Annotated in this window: 24 protein-coding genes; 9 read left to right on the top strand and 15 right to left on the bottom strand. The window is 47.1% G+C overall.

What is annotated here, in order from left to right; all coding sequences use genetic code 11:
* Positions 1-30: 30 nt before the first annotated feature.
* Positions 31-837, bottom strand: coding sequence for an SDR family oxidoreductase (locus tag Pelsub_RS09350; protein WP_116223998.1), 807 nt, complete (start codon positions 835-837; stop codon positions 31-33).
* A gap of 24 nt (positions 838-861) precedes the next feature.
* Positions 862-1086, bottom strand: a complete 225-nt coding sequence (locus Pelsub_RS16005; protein WP_116223999.1) for an FmdB family zinc ribbon protein — start codon at positions 1084-1086, stop codon at positions 862-864.
* Positions 1087-1205: 119 nt separating this feature from the next.
* Here Pelsub_RS16005 and Pelsub_RS09340 point away from each other — a divergent pair, with 119 nt between their 5' ends.
* From Pelsub_RS09340 to Pelsub_RS09320, 5 genes are read left to right on the top strand one after another with little or no spacing between them, the layout of a single operon-like run.
* Complete coding sequence (locus Pelsub_RS09340) at positions 1206-1748, top strand: PadR family transcriptional regulator (protein WP_116224000.1); 543 nt, start codon at positions 1206-1208, stop codon at positions 1746-1748.
* Positions 1745-2875, top strand: coding sequence for an ABC transporter substrate-binding protein (locus Pelsub_RS09335; RefSeq protein ID WP_158675061.1), 1131 nt, complete (start codon positions 1745-1747; stop codon positions 2873-2875). Before Pelsub_RS09340 ends, Pelsub_RS09335 begins: the two co-directional genes overlap by 4 nt.
* A 4-nt stretch (positions 2876-2879) precedes the next feature.
* Entirely contained in the window at positions 2880-3848 is a 969-nt protein-coding gene (locus Pelsub_RS09330; RefSeq protein WP_116224002.1) for a FecCD family ABC transporter permease, read from the top strand.
* Positions 3845-4654, top strand: a complete 810-nt coding sequence (locus tag Pelsub_RS09325) for an ABC transporter ATP-binding protein (RefSeq protein WP_116224003.1) — start codon at positions 3845-3847, stop codon at positions 4652-4654. Before Pelsub_RS09330 ends, Pelsub_RS09325 begins: the two co-directional genes overlap by 4 nt.
* Positions 4635-5183, top strand: coding sequence for a nucleoside-triphosphatase (locus Pelsub_RS09320; protein WP_116224004.1), 549 nt, complete (start codon positions 4635-4637; stop codon positions 5181-5183). Before Pelsub_RS09325 ends, Pelsub_RS09320 begins: the two co-directional genes overlap by 20 nt.
* Here the strand turns inward: Pelsub_RS09320 and Pelsub_RS09315 are convergent.
* From Pelsub_RS09315 to Pelsub_RS09295, 5 genes are read right to left on the bottom strand one after another with little or no spacing between them, the layout of a single operon-like run.
* Complete coding sequence (locus Pelsub_RS09315) at positions 5162-5797, bottom strand: RNA methyltransferase (RefSeq protein WP_116224005.1); 636 nt, start codon at positions 5795-5797, stop codon at positions 5162-5164. The two genes, Pelsub_RS09320 and Pelsub_RS09315, sit on opposite strands and share 22 nt — an antisense overlap.
* A complete protein-coding gene (locus Pelsub_RS09310; RefSeq protein ID WP_116224006.1) occupies positions 5797-6438 on the bottom strand; it encodes a TIGR03936 family radical SAM-associated protein in 642 nt (213 codons plus the stop codon). The genes Pelsub_RS09315 and Pelsub_RS09310 overlap by 1 nt, the downstream gene beginning before the upstream one ends.
* Positions 6439-8295, bottom strand: a complete 1857-nt coding sequence (locus Pelsub_RS09305) for a TIGR03960 family B12-binding radical SAM protein (protein WP_116224007.1) — start codon at positions 8293-8295, stop codon at positions 6439-6441.
* Between the two features lie 12 nt (positions 8296-8307).
* Positions 8308-9093: an SDR family oxidoreductase gene (locus Pelsub_RS09300; protein WP_116224008.1), complete on the bottom strand. Its 786-nt coding sequence runs from the start codon at positions 9091-9093 to the stop codon at positions 8308-8310.
* Between the two features lie 12 nt (positions 9094-9105).
* On the bottom strand, positions 9106-9375 hold the full coding sequence (locus Pelsub_RS09295; RefSeq protein ID WP_158675060.1) for a DUF503 domain-containing protein: 270 nt from the start codon (positions 9373-9375) through the stop codon (positions 9106-9108).
* Positions 9376-9448: 73 nt separating this feature from the next.
* Here Pelsub_RS09295 and Pelsub_RS09290 point away from each other — a divergent pair, with 73 nt between their 5' ends.
* The gene (locus Pelsub_RS09290) at positions 9449-10804 is read left to right on the top strand and encodes a bifunctional folylpolyglutamate synthase/dihydrofolate synthase (protein ID WP_116224010.1); all 1356 of its coding nucleotides are present in this window, start codon (positions 9449-9451) and stop codon (positions 10802-10804) included.
* On the top strand, positions 10801-13224 hold the full coding sequence (gene lon / locus Pelsub_RS09285) for an endopeptidase La (protein ID WP_116224011.1): 2424 nt from the start codon (positions 10801-10803) through the stop codon (positions 13222-13224). The genes Pelsub_RS09290 and lon (Pelsub_RS09285) overlap by 4 nt, the downstream gene beginning before the upstream one ends.
* Here lon (Pelsub_RS09285) and Pelsub_RS09280 read toward each other — a convergent pair.
* From Pelsub_RS09280 to Pelsub_RS09260, 5 genes are read right to left on the bottom strand one after another with little or no spacing between them, the layout of a single operon-like run.
* A complete protein-coding gene (locus Pelsub_RS09280) occupies positions 13202-13705 on the bottom strand; it encodes a hypothetical protein (RefSeq protein WP_116224012.1) in 504 nt (167 codons plus the stop codon). The genes lon (Pelsub_RS09285) and Pelsub_RS09280 overlap by 23 nt on opposite strands.
* A 37-nt stretch (positions 13706-13742) precedes the next feature.
* Positions 13743-14255, bottom strand: a complete 513-nt coding sequence (gene coaD / locus Pelsub_RS09275) for a pantetheine-phosphate adenylyltransferase (RefSeq protein ID WP_116224013.1) — start codon at positions 14253-14255, stop codon at positions 13743-13745.
* Positions 14256-14270: 15 nt separating this feature from the next.
* Positions 14271-16673, bottom strand: a complete 2403-nt coding sequence (gene recG, locus Pelsub_RS09270) for an ATP-dependent DNA helicase RecG (RefSeq protein ID WP_116224014.1) — start codon at positions 16671-16673, stop codon at positions 14271-14273.
* 57 nt (positions 16674-16730) lie between these two features.
* Complete coding sequence (locus Pelsub_RS09265; RefSeq protein ID WP_116224015.1) at positions 16731-18419, bottom strand: DAK2 domain-containing protein; 1689 nt, start codon at positions 18417-18419, stop codon at positions 16731-16733.
* Between the two features lie 30 nt (positions 18420-18449).
* Entirely contained in the window at positions 18450-18785 is a 336-nt protein-coding gene (locus tag Pelsub_RS09260; RefSeq protein ID WP_158675059.1) for an Asp23/Gls24 family envelope stress response protein, read from the bottom strand.
* Between the two features lie 133 nt (positions 18786-18918).
* Between Pelsub_RS09260 and rpmB the strand changes: the two genes are divergently transcribed.
* Complete coding sequence (gene rpmB / locus Pelsub_RS09255; RefSeq protein WP_116224017.1) at positions 18919-19101, top strand: 50S ribosomal protein L28; 183 nt, start codon at positions 18919-18921, stop codon at positions 19099-19101.
* A 61-nt stretch (positions 19102-19162) separates the two neighbouring features.
* Here the strand turns inward: rpmB and rpe are convergent, their stop codons facing one another.
* A complete protein-coding gene (gene rpe / locus Pelsub_RS09250) occupies positions 19163-19813 on the bottom strand; it encodes a ribulose-phosphate 3-epimerase (protein WP_116224018.1) in 651 nt (216 codons plus the stop codon).
* A gap of 23 nt (positions 19814-19836) precedes the next feature.
* The gene (locus Pelsub_RS09245; RefSeq protein ID WP_267896265.1) at positions 19837-20886 is read right to left on the bottom strand and encodes a protein kinase domain-containing protein; all 1050 of its coding nucleotides are present in this window, start codon (positions 20884-20886) and stop codon (positions 19837-19839) included.
* Positions 20887-20941: 55 nt separating this feature from the next.
* Here Pelsub_RS09245 and Pelsub_RS09240 point away from each other — a divergent pair, with 55 nt between their 5' ends.
* Positions 20942-21412: an SH3 domain-containing protein gene (locus Pelsub_RS09240; protein ID WP_116224999.1), complete on the top strand. Its 471-nt coding sequence runs from the start codon at positions 20942-20944 to the stop codon at positions 21410-21412.
* Positions 21413-21520: 108 nt separating this feature from the next.
* On the opposite strand, the gene lon (Pelsub_RS09235) is transcribed toward Pelsub_RS09240, so the two are convergent.
* A complete protein-coding gene (lon, locus tag Pelsub_RS09235; protein ID WP_232528586.1) occupies positions 21521-24058 on the bottom strand; it encodes an endopeptidase La in 2538 nt (845 codons plus the stop codon).
* Between the last annotated feature and the right edge of the window lie 15 nt (positions 24059-24073).

Below are 24073 nucleotides of genomic sequence, written 5' to 3'. Positions count from 1 at the left end.
AAACGAAATGTTTTCCGTATGAGCAATTGATTAATTTTTTAGCACCTTTCGGTGCTCTCGCACGGCTAACAAGTAGAAATATCGGCCGAGGATGGAGCTTAGTGCATATAACACATTGCCTTCCAACCCGGGCACGATGGTGAATTTTCGTCGTCGAATACCGCGCATGATGATCTGGGCGACTTTATCCGGATTCATCACACCGCCGTTCTCGTTAATTTTGCGTGTGATATCGGGGATAATGCTGTGCTCGAAAGCCAATTGAGGTGTGTCCGTATCGGATGGGAACACAACTGATACATCTATACCGTAAGCTTTCAATTCAGAGCGCAGGCAGCGCGAAAAGCCGCGTACGGCGTATTTTGAAGGCGCGTAGGCTGTGTAGCCGTAGATTCCAATTAATGCTGCCAGGGAGGAAATATTTACAACATAACCGGACCTGCGTTCCACCATGCCCGGAACGACCAGCTTGGTCAGATATACCGTACCCAGGTAATTAATTTGCATGACATCCGCAAATATTTCCGGTTTCATATTGGTAAATTCACCAGGGTAAGCGATACCGGCACAATTAATTAGAAAATCAAATTGCGTGGCTTTTTCTTTGAGGGTTTTCTGGAGATTATCAAAATTACTCACATCCGCGGAGAAATAGCTGATGCGCTGATTGCCGGAAATTTTTATCTTTTCCAATTCTTCCACGGCAGTTTTTAGCAGAGTTTCCCGGCGCGCTAACAGGGAAACATTTGCGCCTGCCTTGACAAACTCTTTTGCGATGGAAAAACCAATACCACTTGATCCGCCCGATATCAGGACGTTCTTATCTTTCATATCCATGAGATTCTCCTTTACTAAATGGGTTCAATGCCCGCAGCAGGAACAAGACCCGCCCGAGCAGCTTCCGCAGGAATGGGATTGTCCCGCAAGGGAACCTTCCTGATTATGTGAAAAACACTTGGAAAGCATGCGAGTTGTGTCCTGGCTGCTGCAATTTTCGCAGGAAATAGCATCATCCGCGGCACTCATGGGTCGTATAGCGTCAAAGACCGTTCCACATTGTTTGCAGCGATATTCATAGATGGGCATAGTAACACCTTATTAAAGAAGAAATTTCTCCTAATCTTATCAAGCAAATTAGGTTTTGACTATATGAGGGTGAATTATTTACAAAATCTCAATATATAATTATTCATAAGGTGAATAAAATGGATGAAATTGAAATTGCTCTATTAGGTTTTATCTACGATGAGGATAAACATGGGTATGACCTTCACAAGGAAATATCCGATTTATCCGGAATTGGGATAGTCTGGCGAGTTAAGATGGGCAAGCTTTATGCAATGCTGCATAAATTGGAAAACAATCAATGGGTTATCTCGACAATTACACAGGAAGGCAACCGCCCGCAGCGTACTCAATACCACATTACAAAGCAAGGCCGGGAAGTGTTCAACCAATGGCTGGATGCACCGGTGAATAAAGGGCGTGAATTTCGGATCATTTTCCTGTTGAAAATGTACTTCGCATTGAAGCGCGGTGAAGAAAATGCGAACCGTTTAATTACCCTTCAGCAAAACGCTTGCCGTGAATGGTTGAAAGAATTTCACAGTACGGAAGAGAAGCTCGCCGGCCAGCCCGCAGATTTCAAACAGATCGTGGTTAACTTCAGGGTTACTCAAATCAATGGTTATTTGGAATGGCTGGATTGGTGCCAAAACCACATTATAAACAAAGGAACTCTACAATGAAAAATACTAAAACATTACTCAGCCTTTTATTAGTTGTCCTGCTTTTCAGCGCTTGTGCAACGCAGCAAGCTGACCAAAAACCTCCTTCACAACCCGAGGTCGCGGAAACTTCCTCGGATGAAAGTGTGCCTACCGAGGCTGGTTTCAGCGTAGTGGATGCGCTCGGGCGGGAAGTCAGTTTCACAGAGTATCCATCCAAAATTGTTGTTGCCGGGAAATTACGCCCAATGATTTTAGATTTCCTGTACATGTTTGAGAGCAGTCCGGATAAAATCCTGGCCGTTGAAGCCGGCGGACAGGGCTCACAGAATTTTCTTGAATTACTGGACGAAAACGTAGAAAGTAAATTCTCGTTGGAGAAGGGCGCGACTGCGGAACAAATCGCACCGCTGGAACCGGATTTGGTCATCCTGAAAAGCTCCATGAAAGAAAGCGTTGGCGACCAACTGGAAACCATCGGCATCCCGGTCATATACGTCGATTTTGAGGATGTGGAACAAACCTACCGCGATGTGCGTATTCTGGGCACTGTGCTGGGGGAGAGTGACCGTGCCGAAGAACTGGTTGCCAAATATGAAGAGCTTTACGCCGAATTCAAAGGATACGTCAGCGCGGATACGCAAGGGAAGAATGTTGTCCTGATGCAGGTTTCGGATTCGGACAACCAATATGCCTATGAGGTGCCTTCGGTTTCCTATCTGCAAACCTTTATGGTTGCGGATGCGGGTGGACAGGTAATGTGGGCTGACGCTGCCCAGGCCGGTGGTTGGAATGAGGTCAATCTGGAACAGGTAAATGTCTGGGACCCGGATACGATTATTGTCATCAACTACCAGGGCAACGCCGAAAATATCATCAGCGACCTGAAAGCCAGCCAACCTTTCGCCAGCTTGAAAGCGGTTGCCAACGAGCGTGTATTGGCTTTCCCTTACGATTACATCAGTTGGGATCAGCCGGATTCGCGCTGGATTTTGGGATACTCCTGGCTGGTCTACCAGCTTAACCCGAATGCGATTGGACAGGATCGCATGCTGCAGGAAGTGAACGATTTCTACCAATTCTTTTATGGATTGGATCAACAGCAGGTCGAAGAAAATATCCTGCCCAAAATAGAGAAATATTATTAGGTCTATGCCAAAAAAAGAATTAGGCTGGCTAGGCGCAGCCCTGGTACTCCTGATCATCGTTTCCATTTTTATCGGGAGGTACCAGGTACCGTTATCGTTATCAGAATTCACCAGCAATTCGTTGCTGGTGAACCTGATTCTATATATCCGTATTCCCCGTGTACTGACTGCCTGTTTGATGGGATTCGGATTAGCAGCTTCCGGGTTGGTGATGCAGACGGTTTTTCGCAATCCATTGGCCGATCCGGGGGTGTTAGGCGTCAGCCAGGCAGCCGGTTTTGGCGCCGCGTTGGGAATCCTGCTGTTCAATAGCTCCATTGTCGCGACTCAAAGCCTGGCATTTATCATGGGCGGATTGGCGCTGGCGGCCGTGCTGCTGATTTCCCGTAAGATCAAAAACGAACGCATTATTTCATTAGTACTATCCGGGATTGCCGTGTCAGCGTTGTTTTCTGCCGGTTTGGGCGTCTTAAAATATATGGCAGATCCAATTGACCAGCTTCCTACCATTGTGTTTTGGCTGTTAGGCAGCCTGAGCAACGTGGGCTGGAAAGAATTCCTGCAAACAGCATTGATCAGCCTGCCGGTACTGATCTTTTTGTGGGCATACCGCTGGCGGTTGAACATTCATGCGCTGGATAAGGAAGTAGCCTTTTCATTGGGTATGAAAAATCAAGCCGAGTTAAACATTGTGCTTTTTGCGGCAGTCCTGGTTACCTCGGCCATCATTTCCATATCCGGGATTGTCGTTTGGGTCGGTTTGATCATCCCCAACCTGGCACGCGTGATTTCCGGTGCCAATAACGAACACACCCTGCCTTTCAGCATGCTGTTGGGCGCATTTTTTACGTTACTGTGTGATGACCTGGCCCGCGCGCTGCTGCCGGGAGAAATTCCCTTGGGTATTCTGACAGCGTTTTTGGGGTCAATGCTGTTTATCCTGTTGTTGGTTCGCCGGAGAAAACTGGTATGAGTCCCATTATTGAACAACTGGTTTTGGATCAGGTATCCTTTTCGTATACATCTACTATCAGGAAACCCATAATCCATGACTTATCCATGCAGATTCCATTGCAATCCGTCACAACCTTGCTGGGATTAAATGGAGCCGGGAAGACGACGTTAATGATGCTATTGTTGGGCTATTTCCAACCGACGTCTGGCAAGATATATATTATGGGCTCAGAGGGAAAACGCAGCATTGAAGAGATCAATGGCCAGGTAGGTTATCTACCGCAGCGCGAGAATATTCCTTTTGATTATTATGTGGCGGAATTCATCTTGTTGGGGCGCAACAACCAGATTGGTATTTTCAGCACTCCCAACGAAACCGATATGGAAAAAGTCCAGCAAGCCATGCAATTCCTGCAAATTGAAGAGTTAGCCGCCCGGCGTTTATCTAATATCAGTGGGGGCGAACTGCAGCGCGTGCGGATTGCCCGGCTGCTGGTGCAAGATCCCAAGATCATTTTATTGGATGAACCCTCCTCCCATCTGGATATTAAAAGCAGGGGACAAATGCAGGATTTAATCCTTCAGTTAAAAGAAATGGGTAAGATGATTATTTACTCTACCCATGACCCCGCGGACGCGTTAAATTTCAGCGATTATTCGGTATTGATGAAAAAAGGAGAAAACATCATTAGCGGAGCAAGCGACCGTGTAATTACTTCGAAAACACTATCGGATTGTTTTGAAACTGCTTTGGAGATCAATCAGATAAACGGACAAAAGATTGTGCTTATGGAGAATAGCCGTAATGGCAGCTCAAAAAAGTGATTTAACCATCATCAGCGGGCAAAAAAACGCCGGAAAGACGAAATTATGCCTTCGCCTGGTTGAGAAATTGCAGCAGGATTCAATTCAGGTAAACGGGTTGGTTTCTCCGGGTTTATATCAGGAAGGACATAAGGTCGGAATACTGGTTAGGGATATTGCCACAGGCGAGGAAAAACCGATGGCGGTATTTGACCCCGGGTGGGATCCTGAAGTACCGGAAAGAGAATGGCGTTTTAACATGGGCGCGGTTGAGTGGGGGAATGAATGTTTGATAAAAGCCGCGCATTCGGATGTTTTAATAATCGACGAACTAGGTTTTCTTGAAATGGAACAAAATCGTGGGTGGACGGCAGGTTTGGGGCTGCTAGATTCAGGCGACTATAAGCATGCACTGATAGTTATTCGGCCGGATTTGCTGGAAACCGCCTGTAAACGCTGGAAACCCAACCATTTTGTGGCGGTCCAGGAAAATTTTGATACGGAAGAATTAGTCGACAAAATTTGTGATTATTTGAGAGAAAGCGCATAAAAGTAGGAAACCGCGATACCAAATGAGGTGGCTACGTTGAAGGAGTTTTTTGTGCCCTGCATGGGTATGGCCAGGACAATATCGCAAATATTTAAAATCTGGGGATCAATACCGGTGATTTCATTTCCCAACACCAATGCCAGCGGTTCTTTGACAATATCTTCACTTACTGCGTATAGATTATCGGCGTTTTGCGGGTTTTCGAGCCCAATCAGGCGGTAGCCTTTTTGTTTTAATTCAGAACACGTTTTTACGGCGTTGAGATGATACTGCCAGGGAATTACTTCTTCAGCTCCCAGGCTTGTTTTTGAAAATCGCAGGTGCTGTGGGGTAGGTGTGATGCCGCAAAGGTGCACCTCAGAAACCCCAAAACCATCGGCCGTACGAAAAATTGCCCCCACATTATGAATACTGCGGATATTATCCAGAACAGCAACCAGGTTCAAATTACGCGTTTGAGGCGTTTTCAGGATATTTTTCCCTGCTGAAAGTTCAATTATCTCAGAAACCATCGCCCAAGAACCGCATTTGGGACAATATGCCTTATCCTGATCAGATTCCTGGTCAGGATAGCGGAAAGCACAATCCGGATTACTGCATTCACGAATAACCATCAGGCATATTTTTCCAAAAAGACCAAACTGGTGCGCGTAATGCGGAAATTCTCAAGAGGAATGCCTAATTCCGCCATCACTTCCTCGGGCCGGCCGGTTTGGCTTGAATTGGAAGGCATTTTCAAAAAGATGACAATCTTGCCATCCGGATTGGTTTGTACCGACATTTCCTGAATCAGGGGGCGCAAATCATAGGATTTACGGTTGCGCACACGGGGAAGGCTGTCTTTTAACAGCATTATCTCAGTAGAAGCTTGTATCTTCTCAATAGAATCATCTGAATTCAACAATTCGACGGAGTAAGTGGACGCGTCAATCTGTTTGGGTAGCGAGGGCCCATTTTCTTCTATCGTATTCACTTCAGTAATATAAATACCTTCGGGCACGGATTTGTTCAGTAAATCCTTGATTTCCTCCGGTTTTCTCTCATCATCCAACCAGATATCGATTAATTCCTGCGCGCCCACGAATCCAAGCGGCAGCGGATTGGCAATTTGAATGCGAGGCTGGGGATGAAAGCCTTGCGAATATTGAAGAATCAAGCCCGCGCGTCGCACTGAGCGCTCCCAAATGGTTTGTACATCCAAAGTGCTGGTATAAAGTAAAGCGCCGGTTTTCCGGTACGTGATTCGAATGCGCATTTAGAGGCTCTCCGTCCTGATATTTTCGCATGAGATGGTATAATTTGCCTGAATGCCGCAGCCGTGGCAGATTTGCCGGCAATCGGCAGTTGTCTCAAGCGCGCGGCTCTTTTCCAGCTCGCTGAGCAGGTATTTCTTGGAAACACCTGTGTGGATGTGATCCCAGGGCAGAATTTCATCCGTACAACGCGAACGCGTACTGTAAAAAGTCGGATCGATATTGTTGCTTCCGAAGGCATTTTGCCAGATATCTACGTCATAGTATTCGTGCCAGGCATCAAAACGAGCACCGCCGCGCCAGGCTGCCTCAATCACATCCGAAAGACGCCGATCGCCGCGTGAAAGCCAAACTTCCAGCATCGAATTATCGTAATCCGGCCAATCCAGCTTAATGCCGGTGTTTTTCAACCCGGACTGTATCAGGCGATACTTTTCCAGAATGGACTCTTTTTCCGAAAAACCAAGCCATTGGAAGGCCGTGTGGGCTTTCGGGATGAGCGTATTCACCGATATATGAATCTTTACCCGGCCGCCTACCAATCTTTTCCCAATACTGCGAATCTGGCGGGTGAGGTCTACAATTCCCTCAATATCTTCCAGGGTTTCATCAGGAAAACCAATCATGAAATACAGTTTGAGGTTGGTCCAGCCCATTTTGAAGATCTGCGTGGCTGTGGCCAGGATATCTTCGCCATCGATGCTTTTGTTGATGCGCGTGCGCATCACATCACTACCGGCTTCCGGAGCAATGGTGAAATTACCTTTGCGCTTGCCTGCCATGCTGGCGATCAATTCCGGCCCAAAGGATTCCACCCGCAGAGAAGGCAGGGAAAAGGTGACATTTCTGGATTCGCTCATACGCATGACCTGCGGAATGAGTTCGGCAATTTGTGAATGGTCCGAAGAACTTAGGGATAATAGCGATACTTCCTCATACCCGGTACTTTCGATGGATTGTTCCAGCGCTTCCAAAATCTCGGAAGCCGGGCGTTCACGCACCGGGCGGGTAATCATGCCGGCCTGGCAGAAGCGGCAGCCGCGTGAACATCCACGCATGATCTCAATTACCGCGCGTTCATTGACTGCTTTTACGTTGGGTACCAAAAAATTAGTGACCGGTTTAGGCAGCTTTTTAACAATTCTTTTTTGAACGAAGGTCTTTTCCGGTTTGTGGATATGGTGAATTTCTTTGATTAAACCATCCTCGGCATAGCTAACCGCATAAAAAGAGGGTACGTAGATTCCAGGAAGGTCATCCAATGCCTTCAGCAGGTCCAGGCGCGGTGCTGCGGCCTGTTTATGTGCTTTAACGACTTCTGCTATCTCATGGATGATTTCCTCCCCCTCGCCGATGACAAACGCGTCAATAAAGGCGTGCATCGGTTCAGGGTTGAAGCAGGCATGGCCACCGGCTAAAATGAGCGGATCATCATTCGAACGTTCGCCGGAACGTAGCGGGATACCGCTCAAATCCAGCATATTTAACAAATTGGTGTAGAGTGTTTCGTAAGGGAGAGTAAAGCCGACAACGTCAAATTTCTTTAATGGTTGTTTACTTTCCAGCGAAAATAGCGGAATGGAATGACTGCGCATGAGCACTTCCATGTCCTCCCAGGGCGCGTACACCCGTTCCGCTAGAGCATCATCGCGCCGGTTGACCTGGTCATATAAAATGGACATTCCCAGGTTGGGCAAGCCGATATCATAAACATCCGGAAATGCAAACGCGAAATGCAGCTCGGTTTGCTCCCAGTTTTTAGTAATTTGGTTGAATTCCCCGCCCGTATATCTGCCGGGTTTGGAAATTGTTAATAAATATCGGTCAAGAAAAGCCTGGATGAGTTCTTTATCGGTCAATAAACACCTGTTTTAGTAAATTCCTTTATAAATTCCACCATCAACGTTCAACATAACGCCATTGACGAAAGATGCTGCCGGGGAAACCAGAAAAGCAGCGGCCCGGCCAAATTCCATCGGATCTCCCATGCGGTTCAATGGGATATCGGCTGAAATGGATGCTTTTTCCGCTTCGTAAGAACTATGATGAATCTCTGCACGGTTCGCAAGCAACGCATCTACCCGGTCTGTGAGCGTCCATCCGGGCAGGATCGAGTTAACCCGGATATTATACTGCCCCAATTCAAATGAAAGGCTCTTGGTTAATCCAATGGTCGCAGAGCGGATTGAGTTGGATAGGATCATGTTGGGCAGGGGTTGTTTGGTAGTGAAAGAAGTCACTGTAAGAATGCTGGGAGTCTCGGATTTCTTCAGGTGGGGCAGCGCCGCACGGATCAAATACAAATTGCTTTTGAAAGACTTATCAATAGCCTCATCCCATTGCGCGTCTGATAATCCTTCGAAATTACCCGGAGCGGGACCGCCGCAGTTGGTGATTAATATATCCAGTTTGTTGAAAGCGGCGACTGTTTCTTGAATGAGACCATCGCAATCTTCTTTTTTAGTAACGTCAGCCGGTATAGTCAAGAGATTATCCGGGTTGCCCAAGTTCTCCGCAGCTTTGTGTAAATTCGCGGCGTCCCGGCTGGAAATGACGACTTTCGCGCCTTCCGCCAATAGTACTTTGGCTGTCGCCAAGCCCAATCCTTTGCTGGAGCCCGCGACCACTGCAACATTGTTATTTAATCCCAGATCCATTTTGTCTCCTTTTTAATAAAATTCGATTTTGTAGTCCACCAATTGCATGTTTTTCCAATATGCTTCTATAAAAATTACCACCCGCTGCATAACTTTTTCCATAAAAACGCGATCAGGGCTTATTAGGGCACAGCCAATAACGGCCTGGTCATGAATATCCTGCAAATCTATCTCGGAAGCGGATAGATTAAATTCGCGCTGCAGGCGGTTGATCAGCGGTTTAACCTGACTGCGTTTCTCCTTCAGGGAAGAGCAGCCCGGTAGAATAAAACGACATTCCAAAACACATATCATCCGTGGTTAAATCCGGTGCCAGTAGAGTAAAATTCTACAATACTTTTACGACGAGTTTTGCATGCAAAATATTGATGAACAGTACCAACTAGCTTTAGATTATATTTACTCTTTTATTGATTACAGCCTCACCAGAAATCTACGCTATTCAGCGGAAAAGTTCAATTTATCCCGCATGGTTACCTTTATGCAGCTTCTGGGAAACCCACAGCTCGATTATAAAGTAATTCATGTTGCAGGTACAAAGGGAAAAGGATCCACCAGCGCCATGCTGACAAGCATTTTAACCAGCGCGGGCATTAAGACAGGATTCTATTCCTCACCGCATATGCTGGAGTTCAATGAGCGCATCCGCATCGGCAGGCAGTTAATTACCAATCAAGAATTGGTCGATCTGGTGGACGAGATCAAACCTTTTGTTGCTCAGGTGAAGGAACTTACCTCATTTGAAATTATCACCGGTATGGCATTTCTCTATTTCAGCCGTCAAAAAGTGGATTTTGCAGTGATAGAAGTTGGCATGGGCGGGCGATTGGACGCCACCAACGTGGTTCAACCGTTGCTCTCCATAATCACTTCAATTTCGCACGATCATATGAAGGTATTGGGATCCACCTTATCCAAAATAGCCGGTGAAAAAGCCGGAATAGTAAAGCCCGGGATACCGGTAGTTATTTCACCTCAGAAAAAGACCGCCAAAGACGCAATTTTAACCGCGGCCAGCGAAAAAGGCGCTCAGGTACTGCAAAGTGATCGGTTGTACAACATCGTTCAAGGGGCTCACTCTCTCGACGGCCAATATTTCCATTTTGTCTCACGCAAAGAAAATACCTTTATCGCGCAACATTCAAGCCCGGAATTCTTTATGCTATTAATTGGCAGACACCAACTGGAAAATGCCCGTACAGCCTATGTTGCCCTGGAAGTACTCAAAGATAAAGGATTTCCGATAACGGAAGACCAAATAAGGGACGGTTATCGGAATATAGATTGGCCGGGGCGGATGGAAATCATCAGCCGCAATCCTTTAATCATTGTGGACGGAGCACATAACCGCGATTCATTCCGAAAGTTCAAAAATACTATAGATGCTTATCTTCCGGACAAAAAAAAGCTCCTGATTTTTGGTGCATCAGAAGATAAAGAAGTAGAATTAATGTTGGGAAGAATTCAATCATCGCTCGATGTATTGATCATCACCAAAGCGCAGCATCCACGGGCTTTGGAAGGGGAAGTCATTGCTGTGAAAGCAGAAAAAATGAATATTAAATATCACATCACGGACAGTGTGGAAGACGCGCTGGCTACCGCGCTTCGCCTTGCCGATGATCAAACAGTTATTCTGGCTGCCGGAAGTATTTTTATAGCCGGAGCGGTGAAAAATGTTTGGGAAAACCAATTATTGAGGAAGAAATGAGAAAAACAGCAGCAGATATGTTCGCGCCCGATGATTTCAACGCATCAATGTACCAGCGGACGGACGAACTTTACCAAATCGAAAACGCGCGCACCGATCAGAACGGATATTTCATCCGTCCGGCAATCGTGCTCGAAAATGTTGTTGTCCTGCCGCATATGGTTACGCCGATATTTCTTTCCAAAGGCAGCAATCTGGATGCCATAATGGCTGCTCAAAAAGAGAATGAAACCATCATTACCTTATTGCCGGCCGATTTGGAAGAAGGTGAAGAACGTCAGGGTTTGGAAGCTTTTGATGAATTGGGTTTGGAAGTAGCCGTCGGCACGATCCTGGAATTACCCGATAAGAATTATTCCGCGTTGATGCAGGGGCGCAACCGCATTCATATTGTAGATATTCTCCAGGAAGAACCCTATTATCTGGTAAAAGCCAGATTGATTAACGACTCTAATTATGAGATGGATAACGCTTTGAAAGGGTTGGTGAAAACCACGCGCTCTCTATTTGAGCAGGTGGTTCAGTACGATCGATCTATTCCCGATGAAGCCCATTTCTTTTCAATAAATATCACCGATCCGGGTTGGTTGGCGGATATGATTGCCACCGCGATTTCGCCGGTGAATGAACAGCGCAAAGAAATCATCCAAAAAGTCAACGTCTATGATCGCTTGATTTATGTGAATCATCTTTTGGCCGATGAGCTGGATGTGCTGCACATCGAGGATGAAATTCAAACGCGTGTTCAAAGTGAAGTGGACCGCAGTCAGCGGGAATTCTACCTGCGCGAACAAGTGAAGGCAATCCAAATGGAATTAGGTGAAGGGGACATTTGGGACCAGGAAATCCAGGAATACAACCGAAAAATTGAAGAGGCTAAACTTCCGGATTACGTTCGGGAAGTAGTTGAGAATGAGTTGAAAAAGCTCTCCCTCAGTCCGGCCATGTCGCCGGAAACCGGCATCTTACGGAACTACCTGGATTGGCTGTTATCGCTGCCCTGGATGAACGAAACAGAAGACAACCTGAACGTCCGCCATGCTACTAAAATACTAAATAAAAATCACTTTGGCCTTGAAAAACAAAAAGAAAGGCTGTTGGAATATATCGCTGTCAAGAATTTGGCCGGCGAAGACTCCAGGCAGCCCGTGCTATGTTTTCTTGGACCTCCCGGAACGGGAAAGACGTCATTGGGAAAATCCATGGCGGAAGCGTTGGGACGCAGCTTTGTGCGTATTTCTTTGGGAGGCATCCGGGATGAAGCCGAAATAAGGGGGCACCGGCGCACCTATATTGGCGCGCTGCCCGGACGCATCATTCAGACTATGAAGCGCTCCGGCAGCATCAACCCGGTTTTCATGTTGGACGAAATCGACAAAATGGGCGACGATTACCGCGGTGATCCCTCGGCAGCGTTATTTGAGGTACTCGATCAGGAGCAGAACAACTCATTTTCCGATCATTACATGGAAATTCCGTACGACCTCTCGAAAGTGATGTTCATAACCACGGCAAATAACACCGACAATATCCCTCCGGCGCTGCTGGATCGTATGGAAATTATTGAATTTCCGGGATATCTTGAAGAAGAGAAAATCAAAATATCCAAGGAATTCCTGATACCAAGACAGCTATTGGAAAACGGACTGAAAGATCAATCGATAGAATTTACCGATGATGCTTTGATCCATGTCATTCGTGACTATACCTATGAAGCCGGTGTTCGCAACCTGGAAAGAGAAATTGCCAAGATTTTGCGCAAAATCGCGAAAAATAAATCTCAGGGCAAGATGGTGCCTGAACAAATTGAAGCTTCCGAGATTGAAAAGTATTCCGGCCCGCAGCAATTCTTTGCCTTTGAAGCCGACGTGAAGGATGAAATCGGTGTCTGCACAGCGGTTGCCTGGACTGAAAACGGCGGCGAGATTATGCCGGTGGAAGTGCTGGTCATTGAAGGCAAGGGCAACCTGCAAATTACTGGAAAGATCGGCGAAGTCATGCAGGAATCTGCCCAAGCCGCGCTTTCATATGTGAAATCGCGCGCAGAATACTTTGACCTGGACCCGGAAGATTTTGAGAAATGGGACATTCACCTGCACATCCCCGAAGGTGCCATTCAAAAGGACGGCCCCAGCGCGGGAATCACAATCTGCTTGGCGTTAATTTCGGCCCTAACCAAGCGCAAAGTTCGCATGGACGTGGGCATGACCGGGGAATTGACCCTGCGCGGCCGCGTACTGCAGGTTGGCGGATTGAGGGAAAAAATCTACGCGGCGCACCGCGCTGGACTAAAGAAGATGATTATTCCTAAAAAGAACGAAAAAGACCTGGTGGAGATTCCCAAAAAGGTGCGGGACGAAATCAAAATTATTAAAGTCAATACGATGGATGAAGTAATCAGGATTGCGTTGCATCCTTAACGTGATGAGGGTTCGAACCCTCATCGGCTGCATTCTGGTTATCGTATTTTAGCGTCTGAATACCATTGCGAACCTGAGACAGGATTTTGCTAAGCTCGATTTCCAGATGCTCCAGCGAGTCGATGGCATAAAAATCGGCTTCTTTCTTGATTTGCATGGTCTCTTCCTGAGCTTGACGTTTGACTTCTTCAGCGCGTTGGGTGGCCCGCTCCACAATTTCATCGCGGTCAACCAGTTTTTGACTTTGTTCTTTAGAAAGCTCAATGGTGCGGTTGGCTTCTTCGTGCGCCTGCGCAATGATACGGTCTCGCTGGTTGATTATCTGCTGAGCTTTCTTAATCTCATCCGGGACAGCTAAACGCATCTGGTCGATCAGATCCAACATGCGTTCTTCATCCACCATGACTTTGTGTGTTAAAGGCATGGGGCTGCTCTCGTTGAATAATTCTTCTAAGCGGTCAACCAAATGCAAAATATCCATAATATTTCCTACTGTTTATATTTTACATGCGAAAATGCTAATCTTTTAGTGAAGTGTAATTGACTTCTCCTACTTCTTGCATGCGGCGTTCAAGAGCTTCCTGCACATGTTTGGGTACCATGGTGGAGACATCGCCGTGAAGAAACGCGATTTCTCTAACAGTAGTGGAGGACAGGAAGGTGTGTTCCTCGCTTGTGATCAGTGCGACTACCTCGATATCCTTTGCCAATCGATGGTTGGCCAGCGCCATGCGAAACTCGTATTCGAAATCCGAGAACACGCGTAAACCGCGCACAATCACGTGAGCGTCTATTCCCTGACAAAATTCAACAGTAAGGTTGTTGTATCCCATGACTTTGATCTGTTTATTATCCTTGAAGCTATCTTTTGTAAGCGCAATTCTTTCTTCAGGAGAGAACAACAAATTCTTCAAGGGCCGGTCATATACTGCTACGACCAATTCATCGAAAATCTTGGTCGCGCGTGTGGCAATATCTATGTGACCGTAGTGAATGGGATCAAATGTCCCGGGAAATACAGCTCTAACCATTATTTAATTTTCCTTTTAGTTATTTAAGTTAAATTGTATACCAGGCCAGCAGTATTTCAACTGCTCCAATAATAATTGGTGTTCCGGTTGTGAAAGGCCGGGGTCTTCTTCGAAAATAGCTTTTGCATACTTGCGGCATTTTTCGATCAATTGCGTATCCGTTATGCTGGAAAAGCGCAACCCGGCATAACCGGATTGCCGGGTTCCAAGGAATTCTCCCGGCCCGCGTTGGTCCAGGTCAAACTCGGCCAACTTGAACCCGTCATTAGTTTTAACCATCACAGCCAGGCGTTCGTTCTCGAGCGCGGTCTCGTTTTCCGGTATCAATAGGCAGTATGACTGATCCATATTGCGGCCAACGCGCCCGCGAATTTGGTGCAGCTGCGCCAACCCGAAGTGATTTGCGCCTTCAATTAATACCACCGTTGCGCTGGGAATATCCACGCCAACCTCAATTACGGTGGTTGAAACCAATATCTGGTATTTCTTTTTTCGGAAATCCAGCATGACTTTTTCTTTCTCGGCCGGTTTCAGTTTTCCGTGCATCAAACCGATTTTCAAATCAGGAAATACTTCTTTGGCCAAACGTTCTTTTTCATTCACCGCCGCACGGTAATCCTCATCGGTCTCTTCTTCGGATTCCACTAAAGGATAGATAATAAATGCCTGAAAACCTGCGGCTACCTGATCACGAATGAGCGTGTAGGCTTCCTTGCGCTGGTTGGGATGAAGCAGGCGTGTTTCCACGGGCTGCCTTCCGGCAGGCATTTCACTGATGGTGGTCACATCCAGGTCGCCGTAAACGGTCAGCGCCAATGAACGCGGTATGGGAGTGGCCGTCATTACCAACAGGTGAGGATTCTCGCCTTTCTCGTGCAGTTTTATGCGCTGTTCCACGCCAAAGCGGTGCTGTTCGTCAATCACAGCCAATTGCAGGTCATTGAAAGTAACCGGATCTTCCAATAACGCGTGCGTACCGACCAATACTTTGATACGGCCGTCGGCTAATTTCTCCAGGATTTCCGGGCGCTCTTTTTGCGGTGTTGACCCAATTAACAGCGCGATTTCATCCTCTTTGGCAACTTCATCCTGGGTAAGCAGCTGCGTCAGCGTGCGGAAATGTTGTTCCGCCAGAATGGAAGTAGGCGTCATCACGGCAGCCTGGGCGCCATTTTCAATAATTGTCTGAATGGCGAATTTCGCCACGACTGTCTTTCCGGAGCCCACATCCCCTTGAAGCAGGCGGTTCATTGGATGGCCTGAGTTTAAATCTGCCAGAATTTCTTTAATTGCGGCTTTTTGGTCGTTAGTTAGTTGATAAGGCAGGCGCTCTTCACTTTTGTTGATTTCTTGTGCTGATAAAGCATAGCGTCTTGCGGTTTGGCTGCTCCAATCCGTTTTTTGAGCCAGCACGCCTAATTGCAGAAAAAAGATTTCCTCAAACGCGAGCCTTGCCCGGGTTTGATCCAATTGTTCGGTATTATCGGGAAAATGAATGTGGCTGAGTGCATTAGCAATGGGAGGGTATTTCTCGCATTCCAGAACTTCCTCAGGTAAATATTCCTTTACCCGGGTAGACCAGAAAGGTAGGTTTTGGTAGATAATTTTTCGGATCTGGCGCTGCGATAAACCGGCAGTCAGCGGGTAAATAGGTACGATACGGTTGGTATGCAGCTGGTCGCTATCCAAAGGCTCCCAATCTGGACTGTTCATCACCAAACGGCCCAGGTACATATCCACTTTTCCGGATACAACAATGGCCGAACCCTTGCCGATCTGGTTGGCCAGGTAAGGCTGGTTGAACCAGGTAATCTTGATGGAACCGGTGCTGTCGCTCAGCACACCTTCGATGATTTTTAGATTCCCGCGTTTGGCGTTGCGTGTATACAGGTCATTCTTCAGGGTGCCAATAACCGATAATTCGTCGCCGTACTCCAGACGATTGATGGTTTTTAACTGGCTGAAATCCTGATATCGCCGCGGAAAGAAACGCAGTAGATCATAGATGCTGAAGATCCCCAATTTGTTGAAGAACAGCGAGTTTTTTTCACCAATACCGCGAATGGATTGCAGCAAGCCGGAGAGTGCTTTATCCTGACCGTGAGATTCCGGTTTGGGCGCCGCATTTTCCAGGCTGGAGGGCATCGTCAGGTGCAATCGATTAACCCCTGGATCGTCACGCATCCATTTTATAACGGTGCTGACGGCCGTTATTCTGTCTTCCAAAGATAAAACTGCATAGCGGTTAAACAGGGAAATCAGGCTGTTGATGTCTTCGGCAGAGATATTTTCGGTGTTTGCGTTGGATTGCAGGAATCCGATGAAATTCGCCAGTCCACCCACAACTGCCGTATTGGAATACCCTCTCTTTTGTTCCAAAGAGAAGATATTAGTTAATGTGTTAATCAGACCAGACATTTAAATTATTTTACACCGTGCATAACCACGGGGACGACGAGTTTGGTCGCTTGCTGCTTATTCGATTGAAAGAATAAATTGATAGTGCGGTTGGCCGCCTTCGTGTACTTCCACTTCGTGATCGGGATAAGTCTTTTCAATAAAATCGGTGACTTCTTTAACTTGCTCCATGGTAGTGTTGCTGCCGTAAAAGATGGTGACATGTTCACGGTCTTCCGCTTTGGCTTTCTTCAATAACTGTGAACAGGCTTTTACAATGGATTTGGAGGAGGATACCAGGTCGCCGTTCAACAGGGCAATCACTTCGCCTTCTTTGACGTTAACGCCGTTCAATTCGATGGAACGCGTGGCTGTCGTGATCTCTCCGGATTCAACTTCGTCCAGCGATTCTTTCATTTCCGCGACAATTTCATCAAAATCACCTTCAGGATTCAAGCGCAGGCAAGCGGACAGTCCCTGGGGAATGTTGCGCGTGGGAATGACTTCAACTTTTTTATCCGTCAGCTTGCGCGTAGCTTCCGCAGCCATGATGATATTTTTATTATTCGGCAGGATAATGATCTTGTCGGTCGGCAGGTCTTTGAAAGCGTCCAAAATATCCTGCGTGCTGGGGTTCATGGTCTGGCCGCCACTGACAATCCGCGCTACACCCAGACTTTTGAAAATCAGTGAGATGCCGTTGCCGGGCGATATTGCGATGACCGCAATTTGGCCTTCTTCCACTTCGTTGGAGAAGTCTTCATCTTTCTTTTCCTGCTTCATTTGCTCCAGCAGGTTTTCAATGTAGACCTTTTGCACCGCGCCATATTTCCCAACCAGTTCGATGGGATCATATTTCTTTTCAGTGGCTACGTGAATGTGCATGCGGTACATGTTGTCGCCTTCGCCAACCTGAATGGATGTGCCAATCTTGGAAAGATCGTCATAGAAAGAGTCCAGGTTCAGTTCGCCATTCGGGCGGAAGTCCACCACGATTTCAAAATCCTGGCCGGGTTCAATTTCTTCATGCATTTGCTTCAATTGCATGGCATCCAGGTCGATGGCAGACCGTTCGGCAGTCACTTCGCCAATGTCAACGGACTGGTGAGTGGCATAGCGGTACATACCTTCCAGTATGATTACCAAACCCTTCCCACCGGAATCAACCACGCCTGCTTGCTTCAAAATCGGCAGCAGGTTGGGGGTGTTCTTAAGCGATTCTTCCGCCGCGGCCAATGTTTTGGCCATGATCGCGATGATATCGTTGGTTTCCTGGCGGCTTTCTTCAGCCGCGCGAGCCATATCCTTGGCAACCGTCAGAATTGTGCCTTCAACCGGCCGAACAACACCTTTGTAAGCCGTGTTGCGGCTTTCACCAATAGCTTGAGTGAGCAAGTCGGCATCCATAACCGATTGGTCGTCCATCGAACGCGCAAAACCGCGCAGCAGCTGTGAAAGGATTACACCGGAATTACCGCGGGCGCCCATTAAGGCACCCTGTGAAATCATGTGGGCAATTTTGCCGACATTGGTCTCTTCGGATTCAGAAATTTCACTGTATGCAGACTGCATGGTGAGGAACATATTGGTTCCGGTATCCCCATCGGGTACGGGAAAAACGTTCAATGAATTAATGATTTGTTGATGATTACGCAGCCATACCAAAGCAGCATAAAATGCGCGTTTTAATGATTGCCCATCGATGGAATAAATCGGTTCAATATTAGCCTGTTCCACGGTTTGTGGGTTCGTTTGGACTTCTGACATTAATTAGATACCTCAAGTACAAGAATAATTTCAATCGGTGTCGCTGACTCGTAGACCGCGCACATGGACATTCACTTCGTTTACGGGAATGCCAACCATTTTTTCGACGTTGAATTTTACATTATTCGCCACGCTTTTCGTGACGGAAGCAATGCGGGTACCGTATTCAATGATGACATATAAATCAATATTGACAATATCCCCATCATATTGAATATTGACTCCGGATGTAGGCGCCTTGCTGAATATTTGTGAAATACCGCGAGCGATGTTTTCTGTCGCCAAACCTACCACGCCATATGATTCGAGGGCGGATTGAAAGGCAATGGTTGCGATAGCATTATAAGAAATAGAAATGTTACCCATGTTTTTTTTCGTTTCGCTCATCTGTTTTGGACCCTTTTTATATTAACCATTCAACTTGTTATTCGTTACGGAGTATGGTAAACTACTTTTTTGTAATTTACAAGGTAGAGATTTTGATTGAAAGGATAGACCAATGGCAAAGTGTGAAAATTGTGGAAAAACAACCACTTTCGGGCATAATCGCAGTTTTTCAATGCGCGCGACCAACCGCAAGTTCAAACCAAACCTGCAAAAAGTCTCCGTATATGAAAATGGTGTAATGGTGCGAAAAGTTTTATGTGCCAAATGTATCAAAAGCCTTTCCAAAACTAATTAACCTGATTTAGCTATTTTGAGAAAGCAAAGGCTGCGGTCATACCGCAGCCTTTTTTTGGTTATTATGCTTTCAACGTTTGCATCGCGTGGGGGATACCCTGCGGATTCGTGAATATATAAGAGCCGACTACAAAAATTTCCGCTCCAGCCTTGGCTGCCAACGGCAAGGTTTCAGCATTGATGCCGCCGTCAACTTCAATCAAAACATCCCGCTTTTCGGCTTTGATCTTGGCCGAAAGCTCGGAAATTTTATCCAGGGACTCCGGCAGGAAAGATTGGCCGCCGAAACCGGGATTGACCGACATAATCAATACGTAGCTAACCATGTGCAAAACCGGATAAATCGCCTGCACAGGCGTGCCTGGATTGAGCACGATACCGGCATGCTTGCCATTTTTGAGAATATTTTGGATTGTACGGTGAATATGCGGGTTATTTTCGACATGCACGCTGATGTAATCCGCGCCCGCGTCAGAAAAAGCCGCAATGAATTGATCCGGATTACTAATCATCAGGTGCGTATCGATTGGCAGGCTGGTCATCTTGCGCACCATGGCTGCGATTTGCGGGCCGAAAGAAATATTAGGTACGAAATGACCGTCCATGATGTCCAGGTGAATCCAATCCACGCCGGCTTTTTCCGCGGCCTGGATTTGTGATTCAAGGCAGGAAAAGTCTGCGTTGAGTATTGAAGCTGAGATCATTTTTTTCATCTTTGTAAATTCCGTTAATTACCTTATTTATTTAAAGAGAATAACACATAAATCCAGAATGGAATCAAACCACCGGCAACTATCAACGCGAGGAAACTTAACAAAATCGTTCGCCAATCATATTTCCTGCTTACTTTGGGTTTCTGCTTGACAGGCAAGGCCGCCGCGGCTTTTTGATTCTTGTTAACAGCTTTTCCTTCATGCAAGCGCTCTTTTATCGATTCCGCCGGCCGATTCCTGGTGATGCCAATTGAATTTAGCGCTTTCACAAAAATATTTCCGTCAGAAAAACGTTCTTCAGGTTTTTTGGATAAAGCTTTCAGGATAAAAGCGTTCAAATCTTCTGAAATTTCCGGGTTTAGTTCTTTAGGCGGAATGGGTGAATCCTCGCGGTGTTTTCGCGCCAATTCGATGGAATCCTCTGCGTCAAATGGCAGTTTTCCGGCAAACATTTCATAGGCAATCACACCCAAAGAATAAACGTCCGTTGCGGGTGAGGGCGGTAAACCACGGGCTTGTTCCGGTGACAGATAGTAGGGCGATCCCCACACCACATCGGAACGTTCGTCACGAGAGATGCTGTCCATGGCGCGCGCAATGCCAAAATCGGTGATCTTCAAAATACCCAAGTCGGAAACGAGCATATTCTGTGTTTTCACATCACAGTGCACAATGCCATTCTCGTGCGCATATCCGAGCCCTCTGCCGGCCTGGCGCAAGTAATCCAATGCTTGAGCCATAGGCAAGGGTGCTTGTTCGGCCAAAATACTCTTCAAATCCTTTCCCTGTACCAGCTCAAAAACAATATAAAGCCTGTCTGCATCATAACCAAAGTCGTATGTCGTCACGATATTGGGGTGCGAAAGGCGTGCGCTGGCGCGTGCCTCGGCTCGGAACCGATTTTGAAATTCCTGATTATCCGAAAAATCGCGTCGCAGAATTTTCATCGCCACGCTGCGCTCGAGGAGCAGGTCCTGCGCCAGGTAAATCACTGCCATACCGCCAGAAGCAATTGTGCTGTGAATTTGGTAGCGATTATTTATAATTGGGAATGAAGATGTTAAGTCGTCCATATAGAAAAAATTATAACATTCGAGTGTTCCTCCGCTATAATTTGGTTGAGATAGAATGGAAAAAATAAAAGAAATTTTCACAAAAAAAGTAATCCTGTTTGCATTACTGCTGGCTTTATTTCTATGCCTGCTGACATACTTCCTGCAGGTGATTGTTTTCCCGTATTTTTCCAATGTTTCCGGGATAAAGGCGCGAATAGTCATTACCCCGGCAGACCTGAGCAACCTGGAGCAGGTACAGCAGGAAAGCGTAATTCCTACTGAAGCTGTCCAACTGCTGCCCGGTGTAGTATCGCAGGGAATGACAGTGCAGGTGCATGACACCGGCGAGGATGGTTTACGCATGCGTGCAACACCCGGTACCGACGCGGATGTCATATTTTTAGCGAATGAAGGGGAGAATTTTACAATTGTTGATGGGCCGGTGATTCAAGACAGCCTGATCTGGTGGAAAATTCAATCCCTGCTGGATGCAGGAAAGGTGGGTTGGTCTGTTCAGGATTATTTGGCGGGCTTACAGCCATAGAGAAATCGATTATTCTAGTAACGTGTGAAATCAAAACTGCTTAACCAAAAAAAAAGCATCTATAACGCTATGGATGCTTTTTGATCGATTACTATGTCTGGACCGCGGCTATTTTTTCGATAGCAATGTCTGGTTGATAACTTCTTCAGCCGTATCCACAGGGATGAATTCCACATCCTTTTTCACTTCTTCGGGAAGTTCATCCAGGTCTATCTCATTATCTTTGGGCAGGAATATCTTTTTCAGGCCGGCACGGTGAGCCGCCAGCATTTTCTCCTTAATTCCGCCGACCGGAAGAACCTGACCGCGCAAGGTGATCTCGCCGGTCATGCCGATTTTTGCGTCCAGCGCTTTACCCAGGAAAAGCGAAGCCAGGGCTACCGTGATGGTGATGCCGGCAGAAGGCCCGTCTTTTGGCTGCGCACCCGCGGGCACATGGATATGAATATCGCGATGCTCAACAACTTTGGGGTCGATCCCAAACTCACTTAGATGTGAACGCAGGAAAGAGAAAGCCGCCGTGGCCGATTCCTTCATAACATCCCCAAGGGAGCCGGTAATGATAAATTTATCGCTCCCGGGCATGCTGGTGGCTTCAATGAACAGGATTTCACCGCCAACGGGCGTCCAGGCCAGGCCGGTGGCCACACCTGGAACAGAGGTGCGTTTCAGTACCTCTTCACTCGGTTTAAATCTGGGTTTCCCCAGCATTTCATTCACGTATGACTTGGAAATGCTGCGAATGCGTTTATGATCCTTCTCCCGAATTGTAACCACTTTTCGACAGACTGATCCAATTTCCCGTTCCAGGTTGCGTACGCCGGATTCGCGTGTGAAAGAACGAATTATCTCCAAAATGGCATCGTCTTTGAACTTGAGTTCCTTTTCCATTAAACCATTTTCACGCAGTTGGCGCGGAATCAGGTAGCCCTTGGCTATTTCCACTTTTTCTCTCTCGGTATATCCGGATATTTCAATGACTTCCATACGGTCAAGTAAAGGCGCGGGGATGGTATCCAGCTGATTGGCGGTCGTAATGAACATAACCTGCGACAGGTCAAAAGCCACTTCAAGGTAGTTATCACGGAATTCAGAATTCTGTTCCGGGTCCAGTACTTCCAACAGTGCAGACGCCGGGTCGCCGTGATAGTCGAAGGTTAATTTATCGATCTCGTCCAGCATGAAAACCGGGTTGCGTGACTCCACACGTCGCAGCGATTGGATGATACGGCCGGGCATGGCGCCGATATACGTGCGCCGGTGGCCGCGAATCTCGGCTTCGTCGCGAATACCGCCCAGGGAGGTGCGGACGAATTTGCGATTTAATGCCTTGGCAATGGATTGTCCAAGCGAAGTTTTTCCTACTCCGGGCGGACCTACAAAGCACAGGATGACGCCTTCCCGCTCCTTGCGGATGTCATCTTTGGATTGGTTCTTTTCAAATAAATCCTTGCGTTCAGATTTCAGTTTACGCACTGCCAGATATTCGACAATGCGGGATTTGACGTCATCCAACCCATAATGGTCATGATCCAGAATCTTTCGCGCGTTGGCGATATCCAACATCTCTTCGGTGGCAGTCGACCACGGCAGGGAGACCAGCCAATCCAGATAGGTCCGGATGACACCGTATTCCGCTGCGGCAGCCGGTAATCTTTCCAAACGCTCCAATTCCAACTGGGCTTGTTTGTCGGCTTCCGGAGGCATTTTGGCTTCCTTGATCTTTTGGCGGAATTCTTCCACCTCGGCAGATTGCGCGTCCTCATCACCCAGCTCTTTGCGTATAGCTTTCAGCTGTTCGCGCAGGAAATACTCGCGTTGGACCTTGTCGATTTCTTCCCGCGCTTCATTCTGGATTTTTTGTCCGAGGTCGAGAACTTCTCCTTCTTTAGTCAGAATTCCGACTAAAAAACGAAGTTTATCGGCGGTGGAGTCCATCTCCAAAATCAATTGCGCTTGCGATAGATCCATGCGCTGCAGGTTGGCAATGTTATAAGCTGTTTGCAAGGGATCCTGCAAGCTGTTGATAGTAGCCACCAATTCGCGCGGGATGGAAGGGATCATTTCAGCGATAGCGACAAACTGATCGCGCACGTTACGTGAAAGCGCTTCAATTTTCAATCCCTTTTCTATCTTCTCGGGAGCAGCTTCGACTTCCGCCTGAATGTAAGGTTTCCCTTCAATAAATTTCTTTACTTTAAATCGGCCGGTACCTTGTACCAGCAGGCGAATGGTGCCGTCTGGAGCGCGAAAGAGACGATGGATGATGGCAGCCGTGCCATATTCGTACAAATCCTCCGGATCGGGATTTTCTTTTTCCGCGTCACGGGAAGTGATCAAGCCTACCCAACGGTTGCCGGACAGCGCATCGTCTACCAGCTTGATGGAACGCGATTGCCCAATAGTGAGCGGTACAGCCGTCTGCGGATAAACAACCAGACCGCGCAGGGGCAGGATGGGCAATTGAGAAGGAAAATCCGCATCGCCCGACTGTTCTCCGTTCTTATTTTCAAATTGGTTATCCGATGCACCATCGGGATTATCTTCCAAGTCGAAATTCATTAACATTTCGTTGAATTCCTGTTCTCCATTAATCATCCACTCGACAATTTCACTGATATCGATATTCCATTTTTCAGCAGGCATAAATTCGCTTTTCCT

This window comes from Pelolinea submarina, assembly GCF_003966975.1.
GTDB lineage: Bacteria > Chloroflexota > Anaerolineae > Anaerolineales > Anaerolineaceae > Pelolinea > Pelolinea submarina.
The sequence above is the reverse complement of the archived record's forward strand: the minus strand, read 5'-3'. Positions and strand labels throughout refer to the sequence as shown.

Excerpts from the sequence above, each read along its gene's own strand:
- Pelsub_RS09300 (WP_116224008.1), bottom strand. The coding sequence starts at position 9,093 with ATGGATCTGGGATTAAATAACAATGTTGCAGTGGTCGCGGGCTCCAGC.
- Pelsub_RS09335 (WP_158675061.1), top strand. The coding sequence starts at position 1,745 with ATGAAAAATACTAAAACATTACTCAGCCTTTTATTAGTTGTCCTGCTT.
- Pelsub_RS09340 (WP_116224000.1), top strand. The coding sequence starts at position 1,206 with ATGGATGAAATTGAAATTGCTCTATTAGGTTTTATCTACGATGAGGAT.
- recG (WP_116224014.1), bottom strand. The coding sequence starts at position 16,673 with ATGTCTGGTCTGATTAACACATTAACTAATATCTTCTCTTTGGAACAA.
- Pelsub_RS09260 (WP_158675059.1), bottom strand. The coding sequence starts at position 18,785 with ATGGGTAACATTTCTATTTCTTATAATGCTATCGCAACCATTGCCTTT.
- Pelsub_RS09290 (WP_116224010.1), top strand. The coding sequence starts at position 9,449 with ATGCAAAATATTGATGAACAGTACCAACTAGCTTTAGATTATATTTAC.
- Pelsub_RS09245 (WP_267896265.1), bottom strand. The coding sequence starts at position 20,886 with ATGGACGACTTAACATCTTCATTCCCAATTATAAATAATCGCTACCAA.
- lon (WP_116224011.1), top strand. The coding sequence starts at position 10,801 with ATGAGAAAAACAGCAGCAGATATGTTCGCGCCCGATGATTTCAACGCA.
- Pelsub_RS09280 (WP_116224012.1), bottom strand. The coding sequence starts at position 13,705 with ATGGATATTTTGCATTTGGTTGACCGCTTAGAAGAATTATTCAACGAG.
- lon (WP_232528586.1), bottom strand. The coding sequence starts at position 24,058 with ATGCCTGCTGAAAAATGGAATATCGATATCAGTGAAATTGTCGAGTGG.
- Pelsub_RS09315 (WP_116224005.1), bottom strand. The coding sequence starts at position 5,797 with ATGGTTATTCGTGAATGCAGTAATCCGGATTGTGCTTTCCGCTATCCT.
- rpe (WP_116224018.1), bottom strand. The coding sequence starts at position 19,813 with ATGAAAAAAATGATCTCAGCTTCAATACTCAACGCAGACTTTTCCTGC.
- rpmB (WP_116224017.1), top strand. The coding sequence starts at position 18,919 with ATGGCAAAGTGTGAAAATTGTGGAAAAACAACCACTTTCGGGCATAAT.
- Pelsub_RS09240 (WP_116224999.1), top strand. The coding sequence starts at position 20,942 with ATGGAAAAAATAAAAGAAATTTTCACAAAAAAAGTAATCCTGTTTGCA.
- Pelsub_RS09265 (WP_116224015.1), bottom strand. The coding sequence starts at position 18,419 with ATGTCAGAAGTCCAAACGAACCCACAAACCGTGGAACAGGCTAATATT.
- Pelsub_RS09325 (WP_116224003.1), top strand. The coding sequence starts at position 3,845 with ATGAGTCCCATTATTGAACAACTGGTTTTGGATCAGGTATCCTTTTCG.
- Pelsub_RS09310 (WP_116224006.1), bottom strand. The coding sequence starts at position 6,438 with ATGCGCATTCGAATCACGTACCGGAAAACCGGCGCTTTACTTTATACC.
- coaD (WP_116224013.1), bottom strand. The coding sequence starts at position 14,255 with ATGGTTAGAGCTGTATTTCCCGGGACATTTGATCCCATTCACTACGGT.
- Pelsub_RS09330 (WP_116224002.1), top strand. The coding sequence starts at position 2,880 with ATGCCAAAAAAAGAATTAGGCTGGCTAGGCGCAGCCCTGGTACTCCTG.
- Pelsub_RS16005 (WP_116223999.1), bottom strand. The coding sequence starts at position 1,086 with ATGCCCATCTATGAATATCGCTGCAAACAATGTGGAACGGTCTTTGAC.
- Pelsub_RS09320 (WP_116224004.1), top strand. The coding sequence starts at position 4,635 with ATGGCAGCTCAAAAAAGTGATTTAACCATCATCAGCGGGCAAAAAAAC.
- Pelsub_RS09350 (WP_116223998.1), bottom strand. The coding sequence starts at position 837 with ATGGATATGAAAGATAAGAACGTCCTGATATCGGGCGGATCAAGTGGT.